The 15877-nt window shown below is 58.4% G+C and carries 15 protein-coding genes and 4 tRNA genes; 13 read left to right on the plus strand and 6 right to left on the minus strand.

Annotation, left to right across the window (positions count from 1 at the left end):
* Nucleotides 1-6: 6 nt before the first annotated feature.
* Nucleotides 7-82: transfer RNA gene (locus tag GJA_RS07195), tRNA-Ala, on the plus strand.
* 34 nt (nucleotides 83-116) lie between these two features.
* Nucleotides 117-192, plus strand: a tRNA-Glu gene (locus tag GJA_RS07200).
* A 146-nt stretch (nucleotides 193-338) separates the two neighbouring features.
* Here the strand turns inward: GJA_RS07200 and GJA_RS07205 are convergent.
* Nucleotides 339-1226, minus strand: coding sequence for an SDR family oxidoreductase (locus GJA_RS07205; protein ID WP_038490451.1), 888 nt, complete (start codon nucleotides 1224-1226; stop codon nucleotides 339-341).
* Nucleotides 1227-1652: 426 nt separating this feature from the next.
* Between GJA_RS07205 and GJA_RS07210 the strand changes: the two genes are divergently transcribed.
* The 7 genes from GJA_RS07210 to GJA_RS26020 all read left to right on the plus strand — a co-directional run bounded on the left by GJA_RS07210 (nucleotide 1653) and on the right by GJA_RS26020 (nucleotide 6801).
* A complete protein-coding gene (locus GJA_RS07210; RefSeq protein ID WP_038490454.1) occupies nucleotides 1653-3278 on the plus strand; it encodes a methyl-accepting chemotaxis protein in 1626 nt (541 codons plus the stop codon).
* A 98-nt stretch (nucleotides 3279-3376) separates the two neighbouring features.
* Nucleotides 3377-3452 (plus strand) — tRNA-Glu (locus GJA_RS07215).
* Between the two features lie 83 nt (nucleotides 3453-3535).
* Nucleotides 3536-3611 (plus strand) — tRNA-Glu (locus GJA_RS07220).
* Nucleotides 3612-3726: 115 nt separating this feature from the next.
* On the plus strand, nucleotides 3727-4896 hold the full coding sequence (gene earP, locus GJA_RS07225; RefSeq protein ID WP_038490457.1) for an elongation factor P maturation arginine rhamnosyltransferase EarP: 1170 nt from the start codon (nucleotides 3727-3729) through the stop codon (nucleotides 4894-4896).
* A gap of 137 nt (nucleotides 4897-5033) precedes the next feature.
* Nucleotides 5034-5609, plus strand: coding sequence for an elongation factor P (locus GJA_RS07230; protein WP_038490460.1), 576 nt, complete (start codon nucleotides 5034-5036; stop codon nucleotides 5607-5609).
* 222 nt (nucleotides 5610-5831) lie between these two features.
* Nucleotides 5832-6269, plus strand: a complete 438-nt coding sequence (locus GJA_RS07235) for a hypothetical protein (protein WP_061301549.1) — start codon at nucleotides 5832-5834, stop codon at nucleotides 6267-6269.
* A gap of 76 nt (nucleotides 6270-6345) precedes the next feature.
* Complete coding sequence (locus GJA_RS26020) at nucleotides 6346-6801, plus strand: Ivy family c-type lysozyme inhibitor (RefSeq protein ID WP_051780403.1); 456 nt, start codon at nucleotides 6346-6348, stop codon at nucleotides 6799-6801.
* A gap of 99 nt (nucleotides 6802-6900) precedes the next feature.
* Here GJA_RS26020 and GJA_RS07245 read toward each other — a convergent pair whose 3' ends face one another.
* Nucleotides 6901-7686: an AraC family transcriptional regulator gene (locus GJA_RS07245; protein ID WP_038490466.1), complete on the minus strand. Its 786-nt coding sequence runs from the start codon at nucleotides 7684-7686 to the stop codon at nucleotides 6901-6903.
* A gap of 188 nt (nucleotides 7687-7874) precedes the next feature.
* Between GJA_RS07245 and GJA_RS07250 the strand changes: the two genes are divergently transcribed.
* Nucleotides 7875-9032 (plus strand): MFS transporter, encoded by a 1158-nt coding sequence (locus GJA_RS07250; protein ID WP_197539828.1) that lies wholly within the window; start codon nucleotides 7875-7877, stop codon nucleotides 9030-9032.
* A gap of 92 nt (nucleotides 9033-9124) precedes the next feature.
* Here the strand turns inward: GJA_RS07250 and GJA_RS07255 are convergent, their stop codons facing one another.
* From GJA_RS07255 to GJA_RS27965, 4 genes are all read right to left on the minus strand, one after another.
* Entirely contained in the window at nucleotides 9125-9433 is a 309-nt protein-coding gene (locus tag GJA_RS07255) for an RES family NAD+ phosphorylase (RefSeq protein ID WP_038490472.1), read from the minus strand.
* Nucleotides 9430-10005 carry an antitoxin Xre-like helix-turn-helix domain-containing protein gene (locus tag GJA_RS28190; protein ID WP_242404472.1) on the minus strand — a complete coding sequence of 192 codons (576 nt, stop codon included), beginning with the start codon at nucleotides 10003-10005 and terminating at the stop codon, nucleotides 9430-9432. The genes GJA_RS07255 and GJA_RS28190 overlap by 4 nt, the downstream gene beginning before the upstream one ends.
* A gap of 81 nt (nucleotides 10006-10086) precedes the next feature.
* Nucleotides 10087-12204, minus strand: a complete 2118-nt coding sequence (locus tag GJA_RS07265) for a translation initiation factor IF-2 N-terminal domain-containing protein (protein ID WP_081905274.1) — start codon at nucleotides 12202-12204, stop codon at nucleotides 10087-10089.
* A gap of 463 nt (nucleotides 12205-12667) precedes the next feature.
* Nucleotides 12668-12862: a hypothetical protein gene (locus GJA_RS27965; protein WP_174525960.1), complete on the minus strand. Its 195-nt coding sequence runs from the start codon at nucleotides 12860-12862 to the stop codon at nucleotides 12668-12670.
* Nucleotides 12863-13170: 308 nt separating this feature from the next.
* Here GJA_RS27965 and GJA_RS07275 point away from each other — a divergent pair, with 308 nt between their 5' ends.
* The 3 genes from GJA_RS07275 to GJA_RS07285 are packed head-to-tail and all read left to right on the plus strand — an operon-like array spanning nucleotide 13171 to nucleotide 15872.
* Nucleotides 13171-14142, plus strand: coding sequence for an ornithine cyclodeaminase family protein (locus GJA_RS07275; RefSeq protein WP_038490477.1), 972 nt, complete (start codon nucleotides 13171-13173; stop codon nucleotides 14140-14142).
* Between the two features lie 39 nt (nucleotides 14143-14181).
* Entirely contained in the window at nucleotides 14182-15186 is a 1005-nt protein-coding gene (locus tag GJA_RS07280) for a threonine ammonia-lyase (protein ID WP_038490480.1), read from the plus strand.
* A complete protein-coding gene (locus tag GJA_RS07285; RefSeq protein WP_051780407.1) occupies nucleotides 15183-15872 on the plus strand; it encodes a helix-turn-helix transcriptional regulator in 690 nt (229 codons plus the stop codon). The genes GJA_RS07280 and GJA_RS07285 overlap by 4 nt, the downstream gene beginning before the upstream one ends.
* The last annotated feature ends 5 nt before the right edge of the window (nucleotides 15873-15877 follow it).

Raw genomic sequence — 15877 nt, forward strand, 5'->3', positions numbered from 1 at the left:
CGCCCGGGGGGTATAGCTCAGCTGGGAGAGCGCTTGCATGGCATGCAAGAGGTCAGCGGTTCGATCCCGCTTACCTCCACCAACAGCGCAGAGGTCGGTAGTCAAGCAGTTCCATGGTCCCCATCGTCTAGAGGCCTAGGACATCACCCTTTCACGGTGAGTGCAGGGGTTCGAATCCCCTTGGGGACGCCAGTGTTATCTGGTTACAAGTAATTCGACAGATAAAGCCGCCTTGAGCGGTTTTTTTGTTTTTGTCGAATGCAATTGCATTGCCGCGTAAATCGGATGAGTGGAATGCCCGCCTCATCCGACCCGTTCAGGTGCGCTGCCTAATTAACTTATCGATTGCCGATAATCCTGTGTTTATTAGCAATCAGGAATTCGGCCAAGCCGCAGGCTTTTTCCCCCGTCAGCTTTTCAAAATCGTCATTCGCCGCATCCATTGCGCCTTGCGATATCGCCCGGTCGATATGCGTTACTATATTTGCCATCTGTGCCGGCTGGCCTGCATCGAGCAGGCGTTGCCGCATCTCTTCCGGTGTCAGCGCCACATAAGCGATGCTGGTGCCCAATATCTGATTCGCGGTCCGCACGATTTCCTCGGCGCCTATGGCGACCGGCGCCGTGATATTCAGCACGCGCCCGCCATGCCCGCCCTGATGCAAGGCCGCCACTGCCGCCCGCGCGCAGTCGGCCTGTGTGACATAGGCGATCTTGCCGTCGCCGGCGGCAGATGTCCACACACCGCTGGCAATGGCTTTTGGCAAGGTCGTCAAAAAACTATCCATGTAAAAACCGTTGCGCAAACTGGTGTAAGCAAGCCCGCCCGCGTGCAGCGCGGCTTCGGTCTGGGCATGGTCGTTGGCGACGGCGCCGAGGCCGGGCCGGTCGGCATTCAGCAGCGAGGTGTAGACGATGTGCCGCACTCCGGCCTGGCGCATCGCATCGATCGCTTGCCGTTGTTGCTGGATGCGCCGTTCGCCGATGTAGCAACCGGTGCTGATCAGCAACGTTCGTTGCGCGCCAGAAAAGGCGCCGGGCAGCGAGGCCGGGTTGTCGAAATCGGCGTAACGGGTGTCGACGCCGAGTTGTGCGAGTTCCAGCAAGCGTTGCCGGTCGCGGCTGGTAGCGGCAAGCGGGCCGTGCGGCTGGCTCAGCAGTTGAGCCATGGCCAAGCGGCCCAGGCGGCCGGACGCGCCGGTGATTAATACAGTTGGTGTGGACATGACAATTCTTCCATTGCAATAGAAAAGGTTGCCGCAGCGATGCCGCGGCGGTGTTGCCTTGGCGAAATGGGGCAGGAAGATCGTACCTGGCGGCGATGATGTTTTATTTTTGCAACTTAAGTTTTATTTTGGCAACCCGTTCCTGCTTTAAGAGATTTCGGTGCTACACTCAATCCCGGCCCAAACCAGTCGCCAAAACGTTCAACCTTCATTTTGTACCGGGAAGGTGCTTGCTGAACCGGTTGAGCATGATTGATCCCTATCCCCCGGATTACATCGTTGTCCTGACGCCCCTATTCGCCGTCATTTATTCCTATCAACGCAGGTTGCGGACGGGCTGCGTCGGCATGCATGCGCCTGGCTGTTTTTTTATCGTGAATCTGCAGCGCTGTATTTTGAAAAATAAATAATGCAATTGGGGATTAAATGAATACGTCAACTATGAAAATCGGGACGAGACTCGGCCTCGGCTTCGGCATCGTGGTGCTTTTACTGGTGATGGTGGCGGCGATTTCGACCGCTTATATCAAGCGTATGAATAGCGCCACCGAGGCGATATTGAACGACCGCTACGTCAAGGTCATGACGGCCAAGTCGATACAGCAGCAAGTCGATTCGCAAGCGCGGTACTTGCGTAACGCCGTCATTGGCGGAAACGACGCTGCGGAGGTGGCTGCCGCGCTGGCGCAAGTCGAGGATTCGGTCAAGAAAAATAATGAACTCATGGCGCAGCTCAAGGCCATGATCAACACCGCCAAGGGGCAGGAATTATTTGGCGTCATGGCGGACGGCAGGGAAGCTTATGGCCAGGCCCGTGGCAGGGTGGTCAAGCTGATTCAGGACGGCAAGATTGAACAGGCCGGCCACTTCTTGCTCAAGGACTTGCTGCCGTCGCAGGCCGCTTTTTTTGGCGCGCTCAATGCCATGGTGAGTTTTCAGCACGGCGTGATGAAAACGGATGGCGATCAAGCCCTCGGCGACGGTGCTTTTGCCGTGACGATGACGTTGGCCTTGTCGGCCGCCGCGGCGCTTGCCGCGATCCTCATCGCTTATTTGATGACGCGCTCGATCACGGTGCCGATTGGCCAGGCCGTCAAGGTGGCGCAGACGGTCGCGTCCGGTGATTTGAGCAGTAATATCGATGTCCAGGCGAAAGATGAGACGGGCCAGCTCTTGTCGGCATTAAAAGAGATGAATGGGAAGTTGAAGCATATCGTGGGCCAGGTGCGCAATGGCACCGACGAAATCGCGACCGCCACCGGCCAGATCGCCAGCGGTAATCTCGACCTTTCATCGCGCACCGAACAGCAAGCAAGTTCTCTTGAAGAAACCGCCTCGGCGATGGAAGAGTTGACATCGACGGTGAAGCAAAATGGCGACAATGCACGGCAGGCGAATCAGTTGGCGATATCCGCTTCCAGTGTCGCCGTCGAGGGCGGGCAACTGGTGTCGCAAGTCGTCGAGACGATGGGCGCCATCAATGTGTCGGCCAATAAAATCGTCGACATTATTGGCGTGATCGACGGGATTGCTTTTCAAACCAATATCCTGGCGTTGAACGCGGCGGTGGAAGCGGCCAGGGCGGGAGAGCAGGGGCGCGGCTTTGCGGTGGTCGCCACCGAAGTGCGCAATCTGGCCCATCGTTCGGCCGGTGCCGCCAAAGAAGTCAAGACATTGATTAACAACTCGCTGGACAGCGTCAATGCGGGCAGCAGGCTGGTGGATCAGACCGGCGCCACGATGGAAAAAATCGTCGCCAGCGTGCAGCGGGTCACGGATATCATGGCGGAAATCAGCGCCGCCAGCCGGGAGCAAGAGGCGGGTATCGAACAGATCAATATCGCGATTACCGAGATGGACGCCGTCACGCAGCAAAATGCGGCGCTGGTGGAAGAAGCCGCGGCCGCGGCCGAGTCGCTGCAGGGCCAGGCGGGCAGTCTTTCCCAGATGGTCAGCATCTTCAAGCTTGACGGCGGCAGTCGGGCATTGGCGGTGCGCCCAGAGGGGCTGCGCCATACTGAAAAAACGCTGCCGCAGGGAGAGACAGGTTGATTTTGCGTGTATCTTCATGTTAGAATTCGCGCACGCTTTTTTGAGGGAATAAAAAACTCTCGAATCAGAGTCCGCTGAGCAGCAAAAAAACAGCACAGGTCCCCATCGTCTAGAGGCCTAGGACATCACCCTTTCACGGTGAGTACAGGGGTTCGAATCCCCTTGGGGACGCCACGCGGGATGCTGCTGCGATGGCAAGTGGCAAAAAAGTAGTGCACAGGTCAGGATGCGCAGTTCGGCATTCAGGACAGATTTCTGTCCCCATCGTCTAGAGGCCTAGGACATCACCCTTTCACGGTGAGTACAGGGGTTCGAATCCCCTTGGGGACGCCAGTTCGGCTTCGTTGAAAGCCTGTAAAAAAGCCGCCTCGAGCGGCTTTTTTGTGTTTGGCAGAATTGTTTATGGTACTTTCCCGTCATTCCCCCTCACCCATCATTCCAGTGCAACATGACCGTCCATCAAGACCGCGCAAGCTCCCTCGCCATCTTTTGCAAAGTAGTCGATAACTATGGCGACATCGGCATTTGCTGGCGCCTGGCAAGACAATTGCAGCAGGAGCATGGCATCGCCGTGACGCTGTGGGTCGACGATCTGGCCAGTTTCCGGCGCATTTGCCCGGACGTGGCGCCCGATGCCGACGTGCAGCAAGTGGCCGGTATCACGGTGCGCCACTGGGCCAGCCAGGATGGTCTGTTTGCGGCGGACGATGTCGCCGATATCGTCATCGAATTTTTCGCCTGCGATATCCCGCCCGGCTATATCGCGGCGATGGCGCAATGCGAGCCGCGCCCGGTGTGGCTGAACCTGGAAGGCTTGACGGCGGAAGAGTGGGTCGAGGGTTGCCACGCCTTGTCGTCGCCGCATCCGCGTTTGCCGCTGACCAAGTACTTTTTCTTCCCCGGCTTTACCAGTAAAACCGGCGGCTTGCTGCGCGAAGCGCCGCTCGAAGCGCAGCGCTTGTTGTTTCAAGCGGACCCGGCGGCCATGGCGGCTTTCCTTGCGCAATTCGGCGTGAGCCAGGCGGAAATGGCGTCAACCAAGGTATCGCTGTTTTGTTATCCGCACGCGCCGGTGCCGGCCTTGTTCGAGGTCTGGCAAAACGGCGCCCGGCCGATGACTTGCCTGGTGCCGGAAGGGGTCGCGACCGATGCGGTGCAGGAGTTTCTCGGGGGCGAAGCCAAGGCTGGCGCGGCGGCCAGCCGCGGCGCGCTGACGGTGCGCGTGATGCCGTTTGTCGCGCAGCCCGATTACGACAAGCTGTTATGGGCTTGCGACTTGAATTTTGTGCGCGGCGAGGATTCCTTCGTGCGTGCGCAATGGGCCGGCAAGCCCTTCATCTGGCATATCTATCCGCAAGATGAAAACCTGCACCATGTGAAATTGCGCGCGTTCTTGCAGCGTTATGCGGCCGACCTTGCCAGCCTCGGCGACGTGTCCTTGCGCTGGAATGGCGCGACCGATGAAACGCAGCAGGGGCAGGCCGGCTGGCCCGTGCTGTGGCCGGCATTGCTGGCCGCGATGCCGCAAATGCGCCGCCGCTCTGCTGACTGGCAGCGGCAAATGTTGGATAATGGTGATCTGACAAGCAACCTGCTACAGTTCGCCCGCGCGCTTTGATAGGCGGGGCAAGAAAAATCAGGTAAAATGCGCGGTTAATCCTAACGTATTTTTAATTCGATCAAACTTAAGCTTTTGGCTCCTGGAGCCGAGCGACAGATGATTTTTACGCAACCCACTTTTTACGTACACTCCCTATGAAACCCGCAAAAGAAATTCGTGTTGGCAACATCATTATGGTCGACAGCAAGCCTATGATCGTGTTGCGTTCTGATGTCAACGGTTCGAGCCGCACGGGCTTCACATACAAATGGAAGATGAAAAATCTTCTGACCAACAGCCCGCAGGAAAACGTGTTCCGCGGCGACGACAAGTTCGACGTGGTTGTCCTGGACAAAAAGCCAGTGACCTACTCGTATTTCGCCGATCCATTGTTCGTGTTCATGGACGCTGAATACAACCAGTACGAAATCGAAGAAGAAAACTTGGGCGATGCACTGCATTACCTGAAAGACGGCATGGAATGCGAAGCTGTTTTCTACGACGGCAAGGCGATCTCGGTTGAATTGCCAACCACCATTGCTCGTAAAGTGTTTTACTCGGAGCCTGCAGTCAAGGGCAACACTTCCGGTAACGTCTTGAAAGAAGCCCAGATCGAGAACGCGGTTGACGCGCATCGCCACACCGTTCAAGTTCCGCTGTTCGTCAGCCAGGACGACGTGATCGAGATCGACACCCGTACCAATGAATACAAACGCGTAGTCCGCAACTAAGACTGCTCGCTACGGTTTTGTCAGGGCACTGACGGACACGTAAACTAAAAAGCGCGACAGGTTCTGCCTGCCGCGCTTTTTTTTATTTAAAAGCATGATCAAGGTGATATTTTTCACGCTGGCGCTGCTATGCTACAAGATCTTGAAGACGGAGTGCGTCGCATGTCGATAGTCGCGGCGCATGGCCTTATTGATATGTAACTTCACCATGATCCATCGTTTATGTTACTGACACTCTTGCTGAGCGCGGCACTTGCCTCCGGCGCCTCTGCCGCCGCCGCGGAGGCTGCGCCATTTCCATTCGACCCGGCGCAGCTTGCCGGCAGCTGGATCGACAGCGTCAGCACCAGTCCCGCCTGCGAAGTCGACCGGGCGCGCTTCCGCATGCAGCTGTCCGACGATAACAAGCAATTGACGATGTTTTCCGACCGTACCTGGAACACCGCGCTGGGCGTGACCAACCGTTTCTCGGCTACGGTGGTCGCGGCGACCCGGAATACGCTGACCATCCGCTATCACAATGAAGCGCGCCGTACCAAGGATGGCAAGCTGGCAGAATGGGAATTGGCGATCGTGGCGCCGGGCGTGTTCCGCTGGCGCGAAGCCGACTGGATGCAAGGGAAGGTCAACAGCGTAGTCGGCATCCGTTGCGCGCCCTGAGTACGGCACGCCCATGAATCCATAGTCATTCTGGTATCCTGAGCCAGGTCGACATTCAGACTCATCAGGAGAACTCATGCAATTTCAAGCCAAACTGCTTGTCATCGTGTCTGCTTGTGCGCTGTCGTTTGCGGCATTGCCGGCCTTTGCCAAAAAGTCGCCGATCGAGCAGGCGCTGGTGTGCAAGGACCAGACAGATTGTCCGTACTTTCCCGTGGTCTACAAAGGCGACCGGGCGTTCAAGACCGCATTCCTGACCGAATTGAAGAAATCCGGCATCAAGGCGCCGCACTGGGTGCCGAACGGCGTGTCGTCGCCGGTGGTTCCGGTGGTGTTCGACGGCGTCACCCGCTTGCTGACCAGCGTGTGCCAACCGCATAACTGCGGCGAGCATCGCTTCGTCATGCTGTATGACGCGCAAAACAAGAGCATCAGCGGCCTGTACATCCACGGTGCGGAAAATGGGGTTCCCGTCAAAACCTACTTCGGCAATCCCAGCATCGCCGAGCAGGAAATCCTCAACAAAGACTGATTGCCGCGATGCCGGGCCAGCCTTCAACGACGGGCTGGCCAAAGTCTTGCCATATGCTTGATGGGATCTTGTGATCTTGTCGGGGACGGCGATCCATGCTCAGCGCCATTCGCTCAGATAGTCTTGCGGCGTCTTGCCCAGCAGGCGGCGGAACATCGCCGTAAAGGCGCTCGGGCTGGCATAGCCGAGCGCGCGGCCGATCTCGCCGACGCTGTCGCCGCGCGCCAGGCGGCAAAACGCGTCGGCCAGGTGCACTTGCTGTACCCATTGCCGGTAATGCAGGCCGGTTTCCTTGGGAAACAGCCGGATCAGCGTGCGCGCGCTGGCGCCGGCGTCCTCGGCCCATTCCTCGATGCTGCGCCGGCTGCCCGGCGCCGCCATGATGGCCGAACAGACCGCCACCAGGCGGCGGTCGCGCGGCCATGGGATCGCGATCGGCACGGTTTGCGCCGCGGCCAGTTCCGACAGGATCAGCATCGCCAGGTGTTCGCCACGGCCCGGCACCGGATATTCCGCCGGTTCGGCCACCAGCGCCAGGATCAGCTCGCGCAGCAGCGAGCTGACCTCGATCACCTTGCAGCCGCTGCCGAAGGAGGCGGCCGAGGCGGCGTCGATATACAGCGTGCGCATGCTGACCTTGCTCAGCATCACTTGCCCATGCTCGACGCCCGGCGCGATCAGCAAGGCGCGGCGCGGCGGCAAGATCCATACGCCCAGCTCGGTATTGACGCGCATCACGCCTTCTACCGCATACAGCAATTGCGCGCGTTCGTGGGTGTGCGGCGCGGTATGGTGCAGATAGTCGTATTCCCTGGGCATGGCGACCACCGCGCGCGGGATGCGCTGGTAATAGTGGGCGTCGGTGCTGCGTTCGTTTGTATCCATGCCGATCTCAGGATAAATTTGTCACTTGGGCGACGATAATTGGAAGATACATCCGGAGTGACGATAGTACACTGATTGCTGCCGAGCATGTGACTCGGCTTTTGATACTTCCGGACCAGACCATGACCACCACCACTTCCATTCCGCTCGGTAACGCCGCGCCGGCCAGCCGGCAATCCGGCGCCGTCATGCAAATGCTGGGCGCCGTCGCCTTCGTGCATTTGCTGAACGACTTGATCCAGGCCATGCTGCCATCGATTTACCCGATGCTGAAAGCCGGGTTTGCGCTCAGCTTTACCCAGGTCGGCTTGATTACGCTGACGTTCCAGTGCACCGCATCGCTGCTGCAACCGTGGATCGGCCTGTACACCGACCGCCGTCCCTTGCCATTCCTGCTGCCGGTCGGCATGTGTTTTACGCTGATCGGCGTGCTGATGCTGGCCATGGTCGGCAGCTTCCCGACGCTGCTGATCGCCGTCGGCCTGATCGGCGTCGGTTCGTCGACCTTCCATCCGGAAGCGTCGCGCGTGGCGCGCATGGCGTCCGGCGGGCGCTACGGTTTTGCGCAATCGTTGTTCCAGGTCGGCGGCAACGTCGGCTCGGCGCTGGGACCATTGCTGGCGGCCGCCGTCATCATCGGTCGCGGCCAGGGCAATATCGCCTGGTTCGCCTTGCTGGCGCTGCTGGCGATCGCCGTGCTGTTCGGCGTCAGCCGCTGGTACAGCAATCACCTGGCCAACTTCAAGCCGAAGGCGGGCGGCCACGGCGGCCCGAATTTGTCGCGCAACAAGGTGATGGGCGCGCTGGGCGTGCTGGCCTTGCTGGTGTTTTCGAAATACATCTACATGGCCAGCCTGAGCAGCTACTACACGTTTTACCTGATCGATAAATTCGCCTTGTCAGTCGGCTCGGCGCAAATGTATCTGTTCCTGTTCCTGGCCGCGGTCGCCGCCGGCACCTTCATGGGCGGTCCGATCGGCGACCGGGTCGGCCGCAAGCGGGTGATCTGGATCTCGATCCTCGGCGCCGCGCCATTCACCTTGCTGCTGCCGTACGTGAACCTGTTCTGGACCGGCGTGCTGACGGTGATCATCGGCTTCGTCATTTCATCGGCGTTCTCGGCCATCGTGGTATTTGCCCAGGAACTGGTGCCGGGCAAGGTCGGCATGATTGCCGGCATCTTCTTCGGCCTGATGTTCGGCGTCAGCGGCATCGGCGCGGCGGCCATGGGCCACCTGGCCGACGTGGCCGGCATCGGCTATGTGTACAAGCTGTGTTCCTTCCTGCCGTTGCTGGGCATCCTGACGGTGCTGCTGCCGCATATCGAGCAGCCGAAGAAGGGTTGACGCCGCTTGTTGGCGATGTGATCGTGGGCATGAAGCTGCCGCCATTCTCCCGGTCTTTTGCGCCGTGTCGGCGAGCGATGCCTCGGGAGTAGTCAGAAGTAGCGCGCGTCATGATGCCACTTGCGCAAAGGCGTGGCGGTAATGGCCGCCGCATCAGGGTGCAGCGGATTGATCAGGATATTCGATTCCTCCGGCACGATCACCGAAGGCACCACCAGCAGTGCAGAGGCTTTACCCTTTAGCCATGCCTCACCGGCCTGCACGCTGGTCATGCCCGCCGGATTCGCGTCCCAGCCGACCGGATTCCAGCGCCCGCCCGTATGTTTAGCGCCGGTACCTGACAGGTCGTTCGCCTCGTAAGTGGCGGTGGTGGCCGCGATACGCCACAGCGCCACCGTCATGCGTAGGCTCCGCTCTGGGTCATGGCCAGCAGTTTGCCGACGTACTTCTGGCCTTCAACGGTGCTTATATAGCTGCCAGGCGTGTTGCCGCCAAGTACCGGTAGCGGTTCGGCCAGCCACCGCGCCAGCCACCTGGCTGCGTCGAAGTCAGGGGCACTGTCCGCATCGATCATGGCCTGCACTTGGCCGATCAGCGACTGCATGCCCACCACGCGCTCGGATTCTTCGCGTGACAGCGGTTGTGCGCGCAGCACCTTGCGATTGATGGTCGCGCGCGACAGGCCCAACGAGTCCATTAGCGCTTCCTTTGGCATGTTCATGAACCAAGACAGTTCGCCCACCAATTGCGCCGGCACGCCGGACCGGATGGCACCGATCTTTTCCGTGATATCCATGTTGTGCCAGGTCGCGAACTGGCCGATTTTGGCATGCATCGCTTGTTTCCGGCCGCTGCGCAGGACAAGCACGTCGGATTCCGATTTCTTTGATGCGTGCTCTACCGCTGGTTTTGCTACTGCTGGCGGGGTAGGGCGTTTGCTTGCAGGCTTGGCATTTTGGCTTCGCGTGGCCATGGTTGGGTCCTTTGAGCCTTTAGAGTGGCTCAATTGAGTCGACTATGCAAATGCTCACCGGCCAAGTCGCCAGGTAAATGTCTATGCTGCGGCAGGCAACTTCGCGGGTGACAACATTGCCTCAAGTATTGCTCTAAGCTCGGATGCGACCTCCACTCCGTTTGAAATTTCAAACTTATCGAGCCGCTTCTCTTGTAGACCAGCTGCCTTCACCACGTTCTTCAATTGCTTGTGTAGTGATTTGCCGAGGATAGTAGTGGGGGTTCCCTGCCCTTGCTCCCACAGGTCGTTAGACGATGGGGAGCCGCCGTTCTCGTACAAAAGTCTAAGAATTACCTTTCTCTTTTCAAAAAATTTCGTCTTTGCATCGGTGCATAATTCGACGGCTCGCTGAACCATCGCTTGAGCGTCCCCTTCACTGATTTGATAAAGTGCGCTTAGGTAACTCGGTTCACAAAAATAGCCTTCAGCATCTGAATGCTCGGTTATCCACGCCTCGGCGCCATCAGCATCATAGCGCTGTGCCCACATCGTTCTCTCCGCGCGCGTCATAAAGTCGCCATCACGATGTATCAACACCTTTACACCGAAAGAATTATCAACCAGCAACCCTTTGAGTAACGCATTACGTGGGAGATTGTCTACGCCATAGCAACGACAGATTGCCAGTTGCCGCTGAAGATGTGGCCACTGGCGAAGGATTGCTCGGATTGGCTGGTCATTCTCATCTTCCACGAAAAACAACACTTTTTTGTCGAGACCACCCCAACCAAGCAAAGTTCGAATGGCAGCGCCGTCTTCGTCTATGGTCTTTCCATCCTTCACCCAAACAAGGTTAGCTGCCGGGGATGCCGCCCGAACAATATGAGGGCTGTGAGTTGTCAATATAATTTGTACGTTGAACTCGGATGCGGCCAGCTCTAATGCTTCGATCAGTCTCTCTTGCTTATCTGGATGCAAGTGTGCGTCCGGCTCGTCCACCAACAAGAGCTTCGGGCGGAAAAGTATGAGATACGCGAAAATCTGAGTGACCTGCAATACACCGGTTGCGGCAGCCTCCAGAGGACGCTTGACACCGGCAAGGCGCTCATCATCGAAAACCGCCTGAATATTAATGTCCTCCCGATCATTGAAGCTGACTTCGATCTGAACACCAGGATGAACACTTCCCACTAGTTCATTTAGGCGCCGAATACGAAGCATCGCTTCAACGTTTGTATCCTCGCCAGGCTGACGGCTCGCGATATTGAACAAAACGTTCCTCAACACACCACCTGCGTCGCCGCCAGCGGCTTGACGACGAAGCAGTGGTTGAACCAAAATTGTCTCCTTCTCGGAGAGCCCAGCTAGACCCGGAATATATGAAGTAATAACCTCTTCACGTTGTTTGAAGGGCGTTACCGCGCTTCCACCATCAATTTGAACAGATATGCCTCCTCGATTTCGGGCGGCCCAAATCCTTATCTGGGCAGCTTGTACAGTACCATTTTCGGTCTCTATATGATTTAGCACAACAGAAGTAGGTTCCGAGGATCGCTCCGTCGTTAGCTCCTTTTTATGCGCTGTTTTAAGCGGTTCACTGGATGGGGAGTAATCCAAGCGTTCGAACGCAACTACTTCGGATTGACTCTGAGGTGGAATGTAGCTCGCAGCACGAGCGGCCCAATGTATGGCCTGAAGAACCGAGGACTTTCCTGAGCCATTTGGACCGACCATAATGGTGACCTCGGCAAGAGAGAGTACTAATCTATCGATCGCCTTAAAATTTCCAATTTCGATAGAGGATAGTTTGCTCCAACGAATCGATTTCGACGTTTGAGAGTCGCTTCCAGGACTTATGCTCGCAATAGAAACGTCAGTGACTGTCGGAACAACCGGCTCGATCTTTGTGGGTTTATTCAGTTCGACGAAAACGCGTGGCTTTCGAACCTTAACTTCGATGGTACGGGACTTCTCATCTGGCTTAATGCTGTTTGTCTCGGCTGCATCTTTACGCGTTACAGTTATTTTTTTCTTCTCAGTGTCCGCTGCTGCTCCATGAGTCCTGCGCAGATGATTCAATAGTTGATCTTTGTCTTCCTGTGACAACGGATCAGCGGCAGCCGTTTTCGCAACCCCAGCGGCGCGCAGTTGCGTTATGAGCAAATCCGCTGGCATTCTCAGTTCCGACGCAAATTGTGCAACAGTATTACTAGCCATCAATCAATCCTAATTAGTGAAGCTAACGCTCGGGAAGAGTTAAAGTTATTTTAAGTTTTCGAATGGTAACATGGCTTTATCATGAAGTGAGCGGCCAAAGGCAGCAGCGTCAGGATCAGCCCGGCTTGCAGCTTGCAGCTTGCAGCTTGCGGTTGCGGAGCTGTTTGCCGAACTGGCACACGGTCGCCGGATTGGCAACGGGCAGCGCGGCAATGACCGCAAGATGCTAGGCCAGCACCAGGCAGCTAAACAGCGCCATGATGCCGAAGGCCCAGCGCCATCCTGCCAAGTCGCCGATCAGTGCTCCGAGCGGAACACCTAGCACGTAGGCGGCCATCCCACCGAAGATGATGAGGGTTGCCAGCCCGATAGCGTAAGCAGGAACAAATCGGGAAGCCAGGCTACCGGCAATGGCCTAGATGCCGCCCATACCAAAGCCGACCAAGATACGGGCCGCCAGCATTCAGGTCATGCCCGGCAAGCCATACAGAATTCTGCGGCTATTCAGGCTGCCGGATACGATCACTAAAAGTGGTGCGAACAAGGCCGCCAGTAGTGCCGACAGCGAGGTCATCAGACTTGTGTTCCCGGTAGACGCAGCCAGGGTGTCGGCAATCAGCGTCAGCAGGCCGATCGGGCGCACTTCCGTCGTCACCATCGAAAAGGTTGCTAGGCCTACGGCCATCACAGTCATCTATGGATGGCGGACAGGTGCTTCTGCAGCAGTTGATGATGTGCTCATGGCGAAGCCGCGTTCTGGGTCGCGGACGGCAGTAGGCTGATTGGCGCAAGGTGTCGCCGCGCTGGCTGCTGGACTAGGCGTCATCGTGTCAGGGCTTGGGCTGGTTTGGTTATTACGGCATATGGACGCTTTCTAGACAAATTGTCTTCGATTGACAATGTATCGATATCGCCGTATAGTTCGACCCAATGACTTATGGCAAGCAGCCAGAATTAGGGATCCGAATGTTTTTTGTCAGTGAGGAAACTGCCGCCCGTGTCGTCGGCATCGGCGATGCGATAGCGGTGGTTGAAGATACCTTTCGCCAGCTTTTTCGTGGCAAGGCGCGGGCTTACCCTGCGGTGATGGCCAAGGGGCCGGGCGAGGCTACCCTGTTCGGCGTGAAATGCGGTGCGCTGGACAATCAGGCCATCTATGGCGCGAAGCTTGGCAGTTACTGGCCAGATAATCGTGATGCGGGACTTCCTGCGCATGCGTTGTCAACGCTGCTGCTCGATGCGCAAACCGGGTTTCCCAAGGCCCTCATCGCCGCCACTTATTTGACTTCCCTGCGCACGGCTGCCGCCAACGGCGTCGCCATGCGTCATCTGTCGCGGGCCGATAGCCGTAGCGTGGCGATGGTGGGCGCCGGTCACCAGTCCTGGTTCGAACTTCAAGCCGCGATCGCGGTGCGGCCGATCGACCGGGTGCGCATATGGAATCGCGATATTGCCAAGGCTGAACAATTTGCCGAACGCGTCCGGCGCGAACTTGGCATTCAGGATGTTGCCGCCTGCGGGCTGGAGCGTGCCGTCAGCGAGGCTGACATCGTGATTACCGTAACGGCGGCGAGACAAGCCCTGGTGTCGCGTGAGTGGGTGCGGCCCGGCACGCATATCAGTGCGATGGGCGCCGACGCGCTTGGCAAGCAGGAACTCGATGTGGCGCTGGTGGCCTCGGCAAGGCTGTTCACGGATCTGCTTGAGCAATCCGTGACGCTGGGCGAATTCGAGGCGGCCATCATGGGTAACCATATCAGGCGGCAGGATATTGTCGCGCTGGGAGCCGTGATCGATGGCGCCGAAAAAGGCCGCGTCGCACCCGATGACATTACGATCTTCGACAGTTCGGGGATCGGTTTGCAAGACCTCGCCATCGGCGCGCTGGCACTGCGGCGCGCTGTGGAACTGAAGTTGGTGGCGCCCATCAATTTTTGACATACATCCGAATAAACATCCAGCCCTGGAGGTAGTTACATGAGAATTCCCACGTTTTCCGACGTCGAAGCCGCGGCATCCAGGCTGCGCCCGCACATCGCCCGTACGCCGTTGCTGCGCAGCCCCGCGCTTGATGCGCGGCTGGGCGCCCGCCTGTTAATCAAGGCGGAATGCCTCCAGCTGACTGGTTCATTCAAACTCAGGGGCGCCTTTAACCGGCTGTTGATGATGACGGACAGCGAACGCAAGGCCGGTGTCGTCGCCTGGTCGGCCGGCAATCACGGCCAGGCGCTGGCGTTCGCGGGAAAAATTCTCGGGATCGCCGTGACGATCGCGATGCCTGCGGATGCGCCGCGCGCAAAGATTGCGGGCACTGAGCAGTGGGGCGCGACAGTCGTGCTGTACGACCGCCGCACCGAAAGCCGGGAAGACATCGGCCGGGAGATCGCCCGAAAAAACGGCGCCCTGATCGTGCCGCCTTTCGACGATCCCGACGTCATCGCCGGCCAGGGGACGGCGTTTCTCGAGGCCCTGCAAGACGCCGGCATCGCCGGCGAAGTGCCGACGATGCTGCTGTGCTGCGCCGGCGGCGGGGGGCTGATCGCAGGCTGCGCGCTGGTTGCCGAGGGCTTGCGGACGGACATGCGCTTGCACCCGGTGGAGCCGGTCGGTTATGACGATACGGGCCGTTCGGTGGCTGAAGGCCGCTTGGTGTCCAATAGTCCGGCAGCGCCGTCGATATGCGACGCGCTGATGACGGTCACGCCTGGAGAAATCCCCTTTGCAATCAACAAGCGTCGCCTGGGCCGAGGTTATGCGGTGAACGACGACGAGATCCGCGCAGCGATGCGCGTCGCGCTGCAGGAACTGAAGATCGTCGTCGAGCCGGGCGGCGCCGCGGCGTTGGCGGCGGCATTGGCGCGGCCGGAACTGGTGCGGGGGCATACTGTGATTGTCATGGTGACGGGCGGGAATCTGGACCTGCCGTCGCTGGCCTCCATTATTACGGCAGGGGCCACGGATACGGTCGAGGCGGCGCGATGAGCGGCATCGATGACGACGTGGACGCCCGCTTGCGATGCTATTACCCGATCGCCAGCGCGATCTCGGTATTGTTTCACCCGCAAGTGGAAGTCTTGATTCATGATCTCAAGACCGAAAAGATCGCATTCATCGCCAACCCGATCTCAAAGCGCAAGATCGGCGACTCCTCGCTTGGCGATCAATTCCCCGACACGGCGCTGGAGGAAGACGTTATCGGCCCGTACCGCAAGGTGAACCGGGATGGCCGAAACCTGCGCAGCATCACGGCGGTCTTGCGCGATGCGAATCAGGCGCCGATTGCCGTCATGTGCATTAACTTCGACGTTTCCCGGTTCGAGGATATCGCGGAGCAGATCAAGGCGTTTGCGTTCCTGCCTCACTCGCTCGAGCCGCATGCGCCATTTTTCCACGACAACTGGCGCCAGGCTATGGAAAGGGCGGTGCAAGAACAGGAGTCCAGCGCCGGCGCCCCGATTAAAGCCATGAATGCGGGACAAAGGCTGCAGTTGATCCGCCGCCTGGAGGCCGATGGCTTGTTCAACGTGCGCAACGCACCGCCCGTTATCGCGGAAAGAATGGGCATTTCACGAGCGGCGCTGTATAAGCATTTGAAGACCATCCGGGGCGGCGCTGCCGAGCCTTCCGAGGCGAACGCGACGAGCAAGGCAGTGCGAACGGAGCGCTAAGCCAG

The organism is Janthinobacterium agaricidamnosum NBRC 102515 = DSM 9628 (genome assembly GCF_000723165.1).
Lineage (GTDB): Bacteria > Pseudomonadota > Gammaproteobacteria > Burkholderiales > Burkholderiaceae_D > Janthinobacterium > Janthinobacterium agaricidamnosum.

Coding starts and splice junctions, on each gene's coding strand:
- GJA_RS07205 (WP_038490451.1), bottom strand. CDS start 1,226: ATGTCCACACCAACTGTATTAATCACCGGCGCGTCCGGCCGCCTGGGC.
- GJA_RS07210 (WP_038490454.1), top strand. CDS start 1,653: ATGAATACGTCAACTATGAAAATCGGGACGAGACTCGGCCTCGGCTTC.
- earP (WP_038490457.1), top strand. CDS start 3,727: ATGACCGTCCATCAAGACCGCGCAAGCTCCCTCGCCATCTTTTGCAAA.
- GJA_RS07230 (WP_038490460.1), top strand. CDS start 5,034: ATGAAACCCGCAAAAGAAATTCGTGTTGGCAACATCATTATGGTCGAC.
- GJA_RS07235 (WP_061301549.1), top strand. CDS start 5,832: ATGTTACTGACACTCTTGCTGAGCGCGGCACTTGCCTCCGGCGCCTCT.
- GJA_RS26020 (WP_051780403.1), top strand. CDS start 6,346: ATGCAATTTCAAGCCAAACTGCTTGTCATCGTGTCTGCTTGTGCGCTG.
- GJA_RS07245 (WP_038490466.1), bottom strand. CDS start 7,686: ATGGATACAAACGAACGCAGCACCGACGCCCACTATTACCAGCGCATC.
- GJA_RS07250 (WP_197539828.1), top strand. CDS start 7,875: ATGCAAATGCTGGGCGCCGTCGCCTTCGTGCATTTGCTGAACGACTTG.
- GJA_RS07255 (WP_038490472.1), bottom strand. CDS start 9,433: ATGACGGTGGCGCTGTGGCGTATCGCGGCCACCACCGCCACTTACGAG.
- GJA_RS28190 (WP_242404472.1), bottom strand. CDS start 10,005: ATGGCCACGCGAAGCCAAAATGCCAAGCCTGCAAGCAAACGCCCTACC.
- GJA_RS07265 (WP_081905274.1), bottom strand. CDS start 12,204: ATGGCTAGTAATACTGTTGCACAATTTGCGTCGGAACTGAGAATGCCA.
- GJA_RS27965 (WP_174525960.1), bottom strand. CDS start 12,862: ATGGTGACGACGGAAGTGCGCCCGATCGGCCTGCTGACGCTGATTGCC.
- GJA_RS07275 (WP_038490477.1), top strand. CDS start 13,171: ATGTTTTTTGTCAGTGAGGAAACTGCCGCCCGTGTCGTCGGCATCGGC.
- GJA_RS07280 (WP_038490480.1), top strand. CDS start 14,182: ATGAGAATTCCCACGTTTTCCGACGTCGAAGCCGCGGCATCCAGGCTG.
- GJA_RS07285 (WP_051780407.1), top strand. CDS start 15,183: ATGAGCGGCATCGATGACGACGTGGACGCCCGCTTGCGATGCTATTAC.